We start from the raw sequence: 13,039 nt of genomic DNA, 5'->3' as shown, positions 1-13,039 counted from the left end.
CCCTGGAAACGTTACATCCACATCATTGGATCGACGACCGGGCGGCCCTATCCGTCCGGTCTTCACCGCAGGAGGCTGCTGCGTGCGAATGAGACGACCGAGCCGGATCGCGGCCGCGGTGGCGGGTGCGACCGCGCTCGCCTTCACCGTGTCCGCCCCGGCACAGGCGCACGACCACGAGAACCTTCCCGGCGAGCCGACGATCACGCTGCCGATCAACGACAGCGCGGCGGGCGGGACGTACAACCAGGACTTCACCCGGGTGTACGCCAACACCACCCCCGACGGCACGCCGGTCTACATCTACGTGCCGGTCGGCACCCCGCTGGACGGCTCGGCGCCGGCCGGCGTGGCCAGCCTCGACCCGAAGTTCGACCACAACCCGGGCGACGCGTTCACCCCCTGCGCCACGGCCACCGCCGCGCAGTTCACCATCACCCAGGCACAGATCAACTACGTCGGCGACAAGCTCGCCAACCAGATCGTCGCCGTGGACGAGGAGCACTTCGGCCTCATGGACGCGGCCGACCCGGACGAGCCGGCCAGCGACTCGCTCGTGATGGTGCTCTACAACATCCAGGACGAGGCGTACTACGACTGCGCCGTCACCTCGTACACGGCGGGCTACTTCGCGCCGGACTTCATCGACAGCAACGGCATGAACGTCATCGTCGTGGACGCCCTCGACTGGGCGAACCGGGTCGGCCCGGACGACGCGCCGTGGCGCGACGACAACCCGGCCAACGACCGCCCCGAGCTGTACGAGGGCACGGTCGCCCACGAGCTGCAGCACCTGCTGCACAACTACAGCGACCCGGGCGAGCTGTCCTGGGTCGACGAGGGGCTGGCCGACTTCGCCATCTTCCTCAACGGCCTGGACGCGGGCGGCTCTCACCTGTCCAACCAGCAGGTCTTCTACGAGGAGACGTCGCTGACCCGGTGGGGCGGCACCCTGGCCAACTACGGTGCCTCGTTCACCTACTTCCAGTACCTGTGGGAGCAGGCGGGTGGCAACGGCGACGGCACCTTCACGCCGGACAAGCAGTACGACGGCAAGGCCGGTGACCTGCTCATCAAGACGATCTTCGAGGAGCAGGCCGACGGCATGACCGGCGTGCAGAACGCCATCGACACGTTCAACGCCGCGACCGGCGCCAACCTCCGCAGCGCCGAGCAGCTGTTCCGCGACTGGTCCGTGGCCGTCTACCTCGACGACGAGGACTCGCCGGTCTACGACATCAAGGCGTTCGACTTCGGCGACGCGGCGGACACGACCTGGACCATCGACATCGCCGACGACGTGTACTGGGGCGGTCGCGGCAGCTACCAGGGCGCCACGCCGGCCGCCAAGTGGGCGCGGCTCAAGAACCGCCCCGACACCACCGCCGTGCCGTTCGGCCTGTCGGTCGAGCGGTTCCGCAACCCCGGCCCGACCGTCGCGGTCGCCTTCGACGGCGACGACGAGACGGTGATCGCCCCGCACTCCGGCACCACCCACTGGTACGGCGGCTACGAAAGCCAGTCCGACAACGTCCTCGACGTCGCCACCTCCGGCCCGGTCACCTCGCTGGACTTCTGGAGCTGGAACTTCATCGAGGAGGGCTGGGACTACGGCTTCGTCGAGGCGCTCGTCGGCGGCCAGTGGGTCACCGTCCCGCTGCGCAACGACGCCGGGCAGATCGTCACCACCGACGACAACCCGCACGGCAACAACGAGGAGGGCAACGGCCTGACCGGCACCTCCGGCGGCGCGTACTTCGTGGACGACCCGGTCTACGTGCACCTGACCGCCGACCTGCCGGCCGGGGCCACCGACGTCCGGTTCCGCTACTCCACCGACGCCGCCTACCTCGACACCGGTTGGTTCGTCGACGACGTGCGGGTCAACGGGGCCGACGCCACGCTGTCCTCGCCGGCCGGCGACTGGGTCACCACCACGGGCACCCAGGACAACAACTGGACCGTCCAGGTGGTCTCGCACTGCGACCTCACGCCGGGCACCACCTCGGCCGGTGAGACCACCGACGGCGCCGGCAACTGGGTCTACCGCTTCACCGGAGACCAGTTCACGGCGAGCGGCCTGAAGACGAAGTGCGCCAACGGCAACCAGGACGACTTCGCCGTCCTCGTCTCCAACCTGCCGACCGGCGACCTCACCTTCCTCGACGCCGACTACGCGTTCCAGGTCCGTAACACCGGCAAGTAGCACCACCCGTTCCGCGGGCCCGCACCGGAACCACCGGTGCGGGCCCGTCCGCGTTCCGACCCGTCCGGAAACCTCCGGGACGGACGCGCCCCGACGGGGTCGCCGAGCGGCGACGCGGCCGTTACCGTTCCCTGATGCGACTCGCGCGCCCGGCCGGGCTGCTCCTCGCCGCCGTCGGCGCCGTGCTCTGGGCGGTCAACATGACCGTGCTGCAACCGCTGACCGAGCCGCTCGGCCCGTGGTCCGAGCGGTTCCCCGGCAACAACGCCTACTGGGCCCGCGACCTGCGGTTCGCCACCATCGTGGCGGTCGTCCTCGGGCTGCTCCTCGCCGGCCGCGGCGACCGGTGGTGGAGCCGCACCGCGGTGCTGCTCGGCGGCGCCTGGGTCGCCGCCGACCTGGCCGTCGACCGGGCCGACCCGACCGGCGCCGGGGCCACCGTGCTGCTCGCCGCCGCCGGCTGCGCGGTCGTCGCCGCGGTCGCCACCCCGCTCGTACGGCGCGAGATGCGCGCGCCCGCCCCCGGCCCGGACCGGCCGGTGCTCACCGGCGCGGCCTGCGTGGCCGGGGTGCTGACGCTGGTGGCCGCCACCATCGAGTCGCCGACCGACCGGGAGCCGGAGCTGAACCCGGCGGCCTTCACCACGGGCGCGCTGCTGGTCGTGGTGGCCGTCGCCGCGGCGCTCGCGGCGGCGCCGGCCGCGACCCGGGCCCGGTGCTGGCTGGCCGTCGGGTTGGGCGCGGCCGCCGTGCTCGGCGTCGGGCTGCTGCGCACCACCGCGCCCGGCACCCGGATGCTGCCGCAACTCGCCCTCAGCGCGGTGCTGCTGACCGGGGTCACCCTGCTGGCGTGGGACTGGCCGGGTGGCCGGCCGGACTGGGGACGGCAGGGGCTGGCCGCCCTCGCCGCGCTGGTCGGCCCCACCGCGATGATGGTCGTCGCCGCCCTGCTCACCATGACCCTGCGGATCGGCGCCCCGTTCACGGCCCTGGCCGGCAACAGCCCCATCAACTCCGCCGACTCCGACATCCTGTACTCCCTGGTCGGGGTGCTCGCCGGCCTCGGGATGGCGCTGCTGCTGGCCAACCGGCTGGCGTTCGCGGACGCTCCCGTCGCGGGCCGACCGGCCCGCCCACAGCCGTAGCGCCCGCACCACGCCGGGGCGCTACCGACGGTCGGGCTCCGGCCGGGTCGCCGGCGGAGGTTCGGCCGCGGGTAGGACGGCCCGCCCGGTCAGCCGCCAGTACTGCCGGCCTCCCTCGTCCCGCACCACCACCCCGATCCGCCCCAGTTCCCGGCGCAGCTCCCGGACGTCGTCGCGGCGGTCCTTCTCCACCGCCCGCTCCCGGGCCCGCAGCAGCGCGTCCGCCCCCTCCGGCAGCCCGGGCAGCCCGGCCACCCACAGCCGGTACGCGGCCCGGTGCGGATCCTCCTCCGCCCACGGCCAGCCGTGCGCCCGGAACGCCGACCGCAGCCGGTCGCGGGCCAGATCCGAGGTCTCCCGGACCAGTTCGCCCCCGTCGGTGTCGAGCAGGACCAGCTCCCGCCCGTCGACGAGGACGGCCCGGACCTCGTGCCGGGACACGTCCCGGTCCCGGCCGTCCCGCCGCAGGACGGCACGCTGCCCGTCGACCGTCACGGTGAGCCGCTCGGCGGTGCCCGCGCCGGCCAGCAGCAGCGCGGCCACGACCCCCACCGAGGCGGCGCCGATCGTCACGTGCGGCTGCGGCAGCCGGGACAGCGCCTCGAACAGGCCCCGCAGCGGCACCCACGGCAGGTCGGAGATCCAGCCCGCCGCGGAGCCGAGCAGCGCGCCCGCCCCGGCGCCGAGCAGGGGGAACCCGCCCCACATCACGACCAGGTCGGTCGCGCCGCCGCCGACCCTCGTGCCGGAGCGGCCGGCCATGGTCAGGCCACCTCGCGACGCAGCGTCCGGACGAGCCCGGCGGCCACCGGCACGGCCAGCCAGACCAGCAGCGACACTCCCAGTCGGGCCCACTGCTCGCCGGCCAGGGAACTGCTGAACAGGGGCTCCATGGTGCGGCCCGTGTCCAGCCAGCCGGCCGGCCCGCGCAGCGCCGGCACCAGTTCGCCGACGACCGACCACACGGTGGGCAGCAGCAGGTAGGTCACGATGGCCAGCGGCGTGTTGAGCAGCAGCAGCCCGAAACCGGCGCCCATCAGCACGTTGGCGACCTGGAAGACCACGGCGTTCAGCAGCAGCGCCTCGTCGAACTCCCAGCGCCCCGCGCCGCCGGTCGCGCCGGCGATCAGCGTGCCGGCCGCCGCGACCGTGAGGCTGGCCAGCACGGAGGCGAGCGCGGCCAGCACTACGGCGACCAGCTTCGCGACGACCACCCGCTCCCGGCGGGGTACGAGGGCGTACGTCACGAGCGCGGTCCGCTGCGACCACTCGGCGGTGATGGAGAGGATGCCCAGCACGGGCAGCAGTACCCCGACGGGTAGCAGCGACGGCACGAAGAAGCTCGCGAACGTCTGGTCCGCCGCGTCGGCGTAGATCAGCTGGAGGGTGACGATCACCGCGGTGACCAGCCCGATGGTGATCAGCAGCCACAGCCCGGCCCGGGTGTCGGAGAGCTTGCGCAGCTCCACCGCGGTCAGGCGGAGCAGGGACGGCCTCCGTACGCCCGGACGGTGCTCGGGCGCGACGGCGGGTGCCGTGGGTGCGGTCGTGGTGGTCACTTCCCGGCCTCCTTGGACGACTCGGCGGCGGTGAGGGACAGGAAGAGCTGCTCCAGCCCGCCGTCGTCCGGGCGCAGCTCGGTGAGGACGACCCCGGCGTCGGCGGCGGCCTGACCGACAGCCTCGCTGTCGGCGCGGACCACGAGCCCGTCGGTCGCCTCCCGGGCGCCGAGGCCGGCGGCGTCCAGAGCACGGCGCAGCGCCCCGGTGTCGCGGGCGCGCACCAGCGTGCCGCCGCCGGCGAGCAGTTCCGCCTTGTCGCCCTGGGCCACGATCCGGCCGCCCCCGATGACCACCAGCCGGTCCGCGACCGCCTCCACCTCGCGCAGCAGGTGGGAAGAGAGCAGCACCGTGCCGCCCCGGTCGGCGAAGTCGCGCAGCAACCCGCGCATCCAGAAGATCCCCTCAGGGTCCAGCCCGTTGGCCGGCTCGTCGAGGATCAGCACCCGCGGGTCGCCGAGCAGCGCCAGCGCCAGGCCGAGGCGCTGCCGCATGCCCAGCGAGTACGCGCGGACCCGACGCCGCGCCGCCGCGGCGTCCAGCCCCACGAGGTCGAGCTTCGCGCCCACCTCACGCCGGTCCAGCCCCATGGTCTGCGCGGCCACGGCCAGCGCCTCCCGGCCGGTCCGCCCGGCGTGCTGGGCCGAGGCGTCCAGCAGCACACCGACCTCCCGTCCCGGGTTGGGCAGGTCCCGGTAGGCCCGCCCGCCCACGCTGGCACGGCCGGCGGTCGGCGGGGTCAGCCCGCAGAGCATCCGGAGGGTGGTGGACTTGCCGGCGCCGTTCGGCCCGAGGAACCCGGTCACCGTGCCGGGCTCGCAGCGGAACGACACGTCGTCGACGGCTTGGTGCCGGCCGTACCGCTTGCTCAGGTTCTCCACGCTGATCATGTGTCGAGCCTGCTCGCGCCGCCCGGCCGCGCGCAGCGGCCGGCGGTCGGCGATCGCACCGACCTTGGTCGAGGCCCGGTGTCGACTTTGGTAGCTGGCTGCCGGCCACCGGCGCTGTCTAGCATGGGCGCGTGACCAGCGCCGTCGTGCCGGACCACCCGTGGCTGCTGCCCGGGGCGTTGAGCGTGCCGGTCGACCGGGCGCGGCCGCACCCGAGGCGAACCACCCGCGACTGGATCGTGGACGGCGTCGCCTTCCTGCTGTCGTTGTTCTGGGTCCTCGTGGTGACCGGGGACGCGACCGCGCCGGATCCGGAACTCGCCCCCCGGCTGCCGTACGACTGGATGATCGCGGCGGACGGTCTGGTCGGGCTGCTCTGCTGCGGGATGCTGTGGGTCCGCCGGCGCTGGCCGGTGGGGGTCGCGGTGGCCAGCCTGCCGTTCACGGCGTTCTCGATGGCCGGTGCGTTCCCGCTGCTGATCCTCTACTTCACCGTGGTGGTGCACCGGCGCACGGCGGTCGCGCTGGCCATCACCGCGGCCGGCCTCTGCACCAACTTCGCCTTCGCCTACCTGCGGCCCGAGCCAGACATGCCGTACTGGGTGTCCACGGCGTGGGGCGTCGTCATCAGTGTGACCGTGCTCGCGTGGGGGATGTTCGTCCGGGCGCGTCGGCAGCTCGTGGTGTCGCTGCGGGAGCGCGCCGAACGGGCCGAGGCGGAGCAGCAGTTGCGGGTGGCGCAGGCCCGCCAGCTCGAACGCACGCGGATCGCCCGGGAGATGCACGACGTGCTCGCGCACCGGATCTCGCTGCTCAGCCTGCACGCCGGCGCGCTGGAGTTCCGCCCGGACGCGCCCGCCGAGGAGGTCGCGAAGGCCGCCGGCGTGATCCGCGGCAGTGCGCACGCGGCCCTCCAGGACCTGCGCGAGGTGATCGGGGTGCTGCGCGCGGAGACCGACGCCGAGGAGGAGCCGGAGCGCCCGCAGCCCACCCTCGCGGACCTGCCGGCGCTGATCCAGGAGTCCCGCGCGGCCGGCGTCCGGGTCAACGCCACCGACCTGGTGGCCGCCCCGGAGTCGCTGCCCGCGGCGGTGGGCCGCAGCGCGTACCGGATCGTGCAGGAGGGGCTGACCAACGCGCGCAAGCACGCCCCCGGGGCCGTGGTGACCGTCGGCGTCTCCGGCGGCCCGGGTGCCGGGCTCACCGTCGAGATCCGCAACCGGTGGCCGATCGGCGGGGTGACCGACGCGGAGATCCCCGGCGCCGGCACCGGCCTGGTCGGGATCAGCGAACGGGTCACGCTGGCCGGCGGCCGGCTGGAGTACGGGCGGGACGACGCGGGCGACTTCCGGCTGGCCGCGTGGCTGCCGTGGCCGGCGGCATGAGCGGCGCCGACGGGGCCGGTCCGGCGCCGGGCGCGACCCCCCGGGTGCCCCCGGCCGGCGGCGACGGGCCGGGCACGCCGGACCGGCCGGTGCGGGTGCTCGTCGTCGACGACGACCCGCTGGTCCGGGCCGGGCTGTCGATGATCCTCGGCGGCGTACCGGACCTGCGGGTCGTAGGGGAGGCCGCCGACGGCGGGGAGGTGCCGGCGGCGGTCGCCGCCGGCCGGCCCGACGTGGTGCTCATGGACATCCGAATGCCCCGCCTGGACGGGCTGGCCGCGACCGAGGCGCTGCGGAAGCTGCCGGACCCGCCCGAGGTGCTGGTGCTGACCACCTTCCACGCCGACGAGCAGGTGCTCCGGGCACTGCGTGCCGGCGCGGCCGGTTTCCTGCTCAAGGACACTCCGCCCGCCGAGATCGTGCAGGCGGTACGCCGGGTGGCAGCGGGGGAGGCGACCCTGTCCCCGGCGGTCACGCGCACGCTGATCGCCCACGTCACCGGCGCCGTACCGGCCGCCGGCCCGGACCCCAGGCGGGAACGCGCCCTGCGGCTGCTCGACGTGCTGAGCGAACGGGAGCGGGAGGTCGCCGTCGCGTTGGGCCGGGGGCGGACCAACGCGGAGATCGCGGGCGACCTGCACATGAGCGTGGCGACCGTGAAGGCCTACGTCTCGCGCCTGCTGACCCGCCTCGACCTCAACAACCGGGTGCAGGTGGCGCTGCTCGTGCACGACGCCGGCCTGGTCTGACCCGGTCTTTGCCAGTATCGGGGTGTGGGCTGCTTCGTGGGGCGGGCGCGGGACCTCGCCCGGCTCGACGACCTGCTGGACGGGGTGCGCCGCGACGACCGGGCGGATCGTCCGGGCCGGGTCGTGTTCCTGCGTGGCCGCCCGCAGGTGGGCAAGTCGCGGTTGGTGGAGGAGTTCCTGACCCGGTCCGGCGTCCCGTACCTGTACTTCACCGCCTCGGCGCAGCCCACCCCGGCGGCCGAACTCGCGCTGTTCGTCGAGGCGGCGGCCCGGTCGACCCTCCCCGGGGCCGATCTGTTCGAGGCTCCGGTCCCGCACACCTGGGACGCCGTGCTCGCCCTGCTCGCCGACGCGCTGCCGGCCGACCGGCGCGCCGTCGTCGTCCTGGACGGGATGCCCCACCTCGCCGCCGCCGACCCGAGCTTCGAGGGCACCCTGCGGACGGCGTTCGACCGGCACCTGTCCCGGCGGCCGGTCCTCGTGGTCGGTGTGGGGTCGGACGTCCCGGCGATGGAGGCGCTCACCGCCGTCGGCCGGCCGTTCCATCGCTGCGCGGAGGAGGTGGTCGTGGCGCCGCTGACCCCAGCCGAGGTGGGTGACGTGCTGGACCTCCCGGCCGCGGACGCCCTCGACGCCTACCTGGTCTGCGGCGGCCTGCCGCTGGTCGTCGACGAGTGGCCATCGGGCACCCCGCCGCAGGCGTACCTGACGCAGGCGGTCGCCGACCCGACCTCGGCGCTCGTCGTCGGCGGTGAGCGGTCGCTGGCGGCCGACCACCCCGCGCAGTCCCAGGTCGGGTGGGTGCTGCGGGCGATCGGCGGCGGCGCGCGGACGTTCTCACTGATCGAACGGGCCTCCGGGGGCCTTCCGCAGGCGTCGCTCACCCGGGCGCTCCGGACGCTCACCGAGCAGCGGGCGGTCGAGGCGGACCTGCCGCTGTCCGTGCGCGCGTCGCGGGAGACGCGGTACACCCCGACCGATCCGCACCTGCCGTTCTGGACGGCGTTCCTCGGCCCGCACCTGGCCGAGGTGGAGCGCGGTAGGGCGGACCTGACCCTCGACCGCATCGCCGCGGCCTGGCCGGACTGGCGCGCGCGGGCCGTCGAGCCGCTCGTCCGCGAGGCCCTGCGCCGGCTGCCCCCGGACCGGCTGCCCCCGGGCACCGCCGAGGTGGGCGGTTACTGGACGAGGGCCAGCGACATCGAGGTCCCGCTCGTGGGCGCCGACCGTGCGCCCGTCGCCGGGCGGATCACGTTCGTCGGCGCGATCAGCTGGCGGGATGACCGGCCGTTCGACGAGGACGACCTTTGGCGGCTGCTCCAGCGAAGGGCCTGGCTCCCGGGCGCGGACGAGGGGACGCTGCCGGTCGCGGTCTCCCGCGGCGGGGTGGTCGCCGGCGGTGTCCGGAGCATCTCGCCGGAGGAGCTGCTGGCCGCGTACCGGGATTGAACTTTCGGTCGGCGGCGGCCGTACCACTGGCCGAGGATGCGGGTGCGGCGGGCCCGCCGCACCCCTGCCGAGCTGCGGGAGGCCTGCCGTGCGTGTTGGTGAGCAGTCGACGGATCCCATCGACCAGGTGTTGGGGGAGGTGCCGGTGCCGGCACCGCTGACCCCCGAGGACGTACGGCTCGCGGTGCGGGCGGTGGTGGTGCACGCCGCGGAGGAGTGGCCGGCCGGGCCGAAGTGCCGCAACGACGGCGCCACCTACCCGTGCCGGCTCCACCGCTGGGGCCGGCGGGTGCTGCTCGCCCACGGGCTCAACGACCGCCAGGTCGACGCGCTGATCCGGCACGGCAATCCCTTCGTGCACGTGCCCTTCCCGTTCACCGCCACCGGCCCGGCCCAGCCCGCCCGCCCCGCCGCCTTTCCGCCGCAGCGTCCGGCCGACCGGGGTGTGCCACCGGTCCGCGGCCAGGCCGCCCGGGTGGTGCCGCCGGGCGTACGGCCGGTGGTGAACGCCGCCGGCACCGGCCATCCGGCGCCCGCCGCCGCTCCGCGCTGGCCCCGGGCCAGCTGAGCGCGGGCGCACCCGCCGGCCCGGCCCGGGCCAGACGGCGCCGCCCGGCCCGGGGCAGGCAGACGCCGGCCCGGGCCGGGCAGGAAGACGCCGACCCGGCGCGGACCCCCCACACCCCGCGCCGGGCCGGCGTCGCACCGGTGACCCGGTCAGCGGATCCCGCAGTCCGGGGCGGACCAGGTCGTCGTGTTCGGGGCACCGTCGCTGTTGTTCTCCCGTCGCGAGTCGACGTGGATGTGGTCGTCGTGGTCGGGGTAGCCCGGCCCGAAGATGCCGCTGAACCCGTTGTTGCGGGCCGCCCGGCCCACCTCGCACAGCGAGGAGGTGCGGGACACCACGTCCGCGGCGGTGCCGTAGAGGTGCTGGCTGTCGGACGCGCCGCCGACCTGGTTGTTGCAGGACCGGCTGCGGAAGCCGCTCGTGACGTAGAGCGGCTTGTCGCCGAGGCTGCGCCGCAGCGCCTCCAGCTTCCACATGGTGCGCAGCGCGTTCTGCCGGGTCTCGGTGGCCGACACGGGGCCGCCGCTGAACCCGCCCTGGCCGCATCCGCCGTCCAACTCGTTGTAGCTGAAGTGGCGTGGCGTGCAGTCGTTGTCCTGCAGCTCGTACAGCTTCGCGTACGTCTCGGGGCCGGCCACGCCGTCCACGCGCAGCCCGTACGCCTGCTGGAAGCGCCGCACGGCCGCCGCGGTCTTGGGACCGAAGATGCCGTCGTTCTCCACGATGTCCCGGTTACCGGCCCAGCCCGCGACGCGGACCTGCAACTGGCGCACGTCGGCGCCGGAGCGCCCCTGGTAGAGGTTGCGGGTCCAGGTGTAGCAGCCGTCCGCGTGGGCCGCTGGCGCGGCGACCACCGCGGCGATCGCGGCGCCCGGCAGCGCCAGGGCGAAAGCGACGGCAGCCCGCTTCAGTGTGTTTACGCGCACAGAAGTCCTCCCGATAGGAGCGTGAATGGGGTGGCCTCCAGGACATCGACCGGGACGTCCCGCTATTTCCACCCTGGCATCTGTCGGTAGGGTTGGTGGCGATTAACGAGAATCGTCCTCATGATTCACGGTTCCTGGGTAGTGACTGTGAATTCGGCTGATTCGGCAAACAGCCATTTCCGCCAAAGTGGTCGCGAGAAGTGCGAAACGGCATCTAACGTCCCGGAACACCCCACCGAGGGTGATGTCCTCCGACGGCGGTGAGCCGGTAACGTCAGCCCCCGGGCTGGCGTACACGCGGAGGTGGACGTGGCGCGGGGAGGCGTCTTCTGCGTCGAGGGTCAGTGGCACCGCGACCTCAACGACCGGGGCTCGGTGCTGCCCACGCTCGAACTGCTCGAGCGGCTCGGCAAGATCCGGTTCATCCACAAGGACGCGGCGACCCGGGACGAGTTGTTCTACTTCCTCGACCGCTGGCTGCTCAAGCAGTACGCCGACCACCGGGTCGGTTTCTTCGCCATGCATGGCGAGCCGAGCCGGCTCTGCCTCACCGACTGGGACTCGGTCCCGCTGTCCGAGGTCGCCGACCTGATGGCCGGCCGCTGCGAGGGCCGCCGCCTCTACTTCGGCAGTTGTTCCGTGCTGCGCGCCTCCGATGCCGCGTTGCGCGAATTCCTCGACGTGACCGGAGCGGCCCTGATCTGCGGTTTCACCCGCGATGTCGACTGGGTCGAATCGGCCGCGTTCGAAACGGTGCTGCTCGACGTACTGGCCAACGGGCAGCGGCACAACGCCGCGGAACTCCGGATGGGCTCGGCGCACTGGGCGCCGCTCGCGTCGTATCTCGGGTTCCGGGTGATCTATGCCAACGGCCGCGCCTGGCGGCCCTCGGTCCGCCCCCGGGTGCCCGCCCAGCAGGGCGCGGAGCGACCGGCCGCCCGCCCGTCCTGAGGCCGGCCGTCCCCGCCGGGCCGGCCGGGGCCGGGCGCCTCCGCCGGGCCCGGCGGCGCGCCTGGTAGAAACGAGCCGTGGCACGCAGCATCGCGACGAACACCAGGGTCGACCGTGACGGCCTCGTCGACTTCCTCCGGTCCCGGCACCGGGTGGTGCTCATGACCACCCGCGCCGACGGCCGACCCCAGTCCTCCCCGGTCACCGCGGGCGTCGACACCGCCGGCCGGCTGGTGATCTCCACCTACCCCGACCGGGCCAAGGCGACCAACGTGCGCCGCGACCCCCGCGTCTCGGCGTGCGTCCTCTCGGATGACTGGAACGGGCCGTGGGTGCAGATCGACGGCACGGCCGAGGTGCTGGACCTGCCCGAGGCGCTCGAACCGCTGGTCGAGTACTTCCGGTGCATCTCGGGCGAGCACCCGGACTGGGACGAGTACCGCGCGGCCATGGTGCGCCAGGGCAAGTCGCTGATCCGGGTGACCATCGACGCCTGGGGTCCGATCGCCACCGGCGGCTTCCCGGCCCGGCTGGCCGACTGAGCGCGCCCCGGCGGAGGGGGCTCAGTACGCGACGGTGAACCGCTGGTTCTCGTGCCGCGGGTTCTCGATCTCGTCGACGATCGCCACCGCCAGGTCCTCGTAGGTGAGCACCGACCGGCCCTGCGCGTCCGTGACCGGCTGGTCCGTGCCGGTGCGGTAGTGCCCGGTCCGCTCGCCGGGGTGGAACTCCAGCGGCGGCGGGGAGACGTACGTCCAGGTCACCCCGTCCGCCTGGCTGCGGTAGTAGTCCAGGGCGTCGGCCTGCCCCTGCGCCGAGTCCCGGTACGACTCCGGAAAGTCCGGCTCGTCCAGGTAACGGGTGCCCTTCGGCGTGAGCAGCGTCGACCCGCCGCCGAGGTGGATGATCCGCGGCGCGTCCGGCATGCCGCGCAAGGTGCCGACCAGGGCCTGCGCCGCGTCGAGCCAGAGCCCGCGCTCGCCGCCGCCGATGGCCACCACCAGCACGTCCGCCTCCGGGGCCAGCTCGCGCACGCTGCGCTCGCTCGTGGCGTCCCCGGTGACCACCTGCACACCGGCCGGCAGGTACGACGTGGCCTCGGGACGGCGTACCGCGGCGGTGACCCGGTGCCCCCGGTCGACCGCCTCCGCGGCGACGCGGGACCCGGCGGTGCCGCCCGCGCCGAACACGACGATGTTGCTCATGACCGC

The 13,039-nt window shown here is 74.2% G+C and carries 13 protein-coding genes; 8 read left to right on the top strand and 5 right to left on the bottom strand.

The annotated features are described in order from the left end of the window. The first annotated feature begins 88 nt into the window (after window positions 1-88). On the top strand, window positions 89-2,206 hold the full coding sequence (locus D7193_RS06130) for a M6 family metallopeptidase (RefSeq protein WP_120778337.1): 2,118 nt from the start codon (window positions 89-91) through the stop codon (window positions 2,204-2,206). A gap of 134 nt (window positions 2,207-2,340) precedes the next feature. Continuing rightward, window positions 2,341-3,351, top strand: coding sequence for a hypothetical protein (locus D7193_RS06125; RefSeq protein WP_120778336.1), 1,011 nt, complete (start codon window positions 2,341-2,343; stop codon window positions 3,349-3,351). Window positions 3,352-3,372: 21 nt separating this feature from the next. On the opposite strand, the gene D7193_RS06120 is transcribed toward D7193_RS06125, so the two are convergent. Genes D7193_RS06120 through D7193_RS06110 form a run of 3 tightly spaced genes read right to left on the bottom strand, consistent with a single transcriptional unit; the run spans window position 3,373 to window position 5,800 of the window. After that, window positions 3,373-4,113, bottom strand: a complete 741-nt coding sequence (locus D7193_RS06120) for a YqeB family protein (protein WP_120778335.1) — start codon at window positions 4,111-4,113, stop codon at window positions 3,373-3,375. 2 nt (window positions 4,114-4,115) lie between these two features. Further along, window positions 4,116-4,910, bottom strand: a complete 795-nt coding sequence (locus D7193_RS06115) for an ABC transporter permease (protein ID WP_120778334.1) — start codon at window positions 4,908-4,910, stop codon at window positions 4,116-4,118. Next, complete coding sequence (locus tag D7193_RS06110; protein ID WP_120778333.1) at window positions 4,907-5,800, bottom strand: ABC transporter ATP-binding protein; 894 nt, start codon at window positions 5,798-5,800, stop codon at window positions 4,907-4,909. Before D7193_RS06110 ends, D7193_RS06115 begins: the two co-directional genes overlap by 4 nt. Before the next feature lie 131 nt (window positions 5,801-5,931). Between D7193_RS06110 and D7193_RS06105 the strand changes: the two genes are divergently transcribed. The 4 genes from D7193_RS06105 to D7193_RS06090 all read left to right on the top strand — a co-directional run bounded on the left by D7193_RS06105 (window position 5,932) and on the right by D7193_RS06090 (window position 9,951). Then, entirely contained in the window at window positions 5,932-7,185 is a 1,254-nt protein-coding gene (locus tag D7193_RS06105; protein ID WP_120778332.1) for a sensor histidine kinase, read from the top strand. Next, entirely contained in the window at window positions 7,161-7,934 is a 774-nt protein-coding gene (locus tag D7193_RS06100) for a response regulator transcription factor (protein ID WP_377456395.1), read from the top strand. The genes D7193_RS06105 and D7193_RS06100 overlap by 25 nt, the downstream gene beginning before the upstream one ends. A gap of 24 nt (window positions 7,935-7,958) precedes the next feature. Beyond that, window positions 7,959-9,383, top strand: a complete 1,425-nt coding sequence (locus D7193_RS06095) for an ATP-binding protein (RefSeq protein ID WP_120778331.1) — start codon at window positions 7,959-7,961, stop codon at window positions 9,381-9,383. A gap of 88 nt (window positions 9,384-9,471) precedes the next feature. Further along, a complete protein-coding gene (locus D7193_RS06090; RefSeq protein WP_120778330.1) occupies window positions 9,472-9,951 on the top strand; it encodes a hypothetical protein in 480 nt (159 codons plus the stop codon). A gap of 149 nt (window positions 9,952-10,100) precedes the next feature. On the opposite strand, the gene D7193_RS06085 is transcribed toward D7193_RS06090, so the two are convergent. After that, the gene (locus D7193_RS06085; protein WP_120778329.1) at window positions 10,101-10,877 is read right to left on the bottom strand and encodes a M15 family metallopeptidase; all 777 of its coding nucleotides are present in this window, start codon (window positions 10,875-10,877) and stop codon (window positions 10,101-10,103) included. A 309-nt stretch (window positions 10,878-11,186) separates the two neighbouring features. On the opposite strand from D7193_RS06085, the gene D7193_RS06080 reads away from it, so the two are divergent. Both D7193_RS06080 and D7193_RS06075 read left to right on the top strand, forming a co-directional pair. Next, window positions 11,187-11,828 carry a DUF6642 family protein gene (locus D7193_RS06080; RefSeq protein WP_120779291.1) on the top strand — a complete coding sequence of 214 codons (642 nt, stop codon included), beginning with the start codon at window positions 11,187-11,189 and terminating at the stop codon, window positions 11,826-11,828. A 77-nt stretch (window positions 11,829-11,905) separates the two neighbouring features. Continuing rightward, window positions 11,906-12,370, top strand: coding sequence for a PPOX class F420-dependent oxidoreductase (locus D7193_RS06075; protein WP_120778328.1), 465 nt, complete (start codon window positions 11,906-11,908; stop codon window positions 12,368-12,370). Between the two features lie 21 nt (window positions 12,371-12,391). Here D7193_RS06075 and D7193_RS06070 read toward each other — a convergent pair whose 3' ends face one another. Beyond that, complete coding sequence (locus D7193_RS06070) at window positions 12,392-13,033, bottom strand: NAD(P)-dependent oxidoreductase (RefSeq protein WP_120778327.1); 642 nt, start codon at window positions 13,031-13,033, stop codon at window positions 12,392-12,394. Between the last annotated feature and the right edge of the window lie 6 nt (window positions 13,034-13,039).

The sequence above is a fragment of the Micromonospora costi genome, assembly GCF_003626655.1.
Lineage (GTDB): Bacteria > Actinomycetota > Actinomycetes > Mycobacteriales > Micromonosporaceae > Micromonospora > Micromonospora costi.
This window is presented reverse-complemented; position numbering and strand designations above follow the sequence as displayed.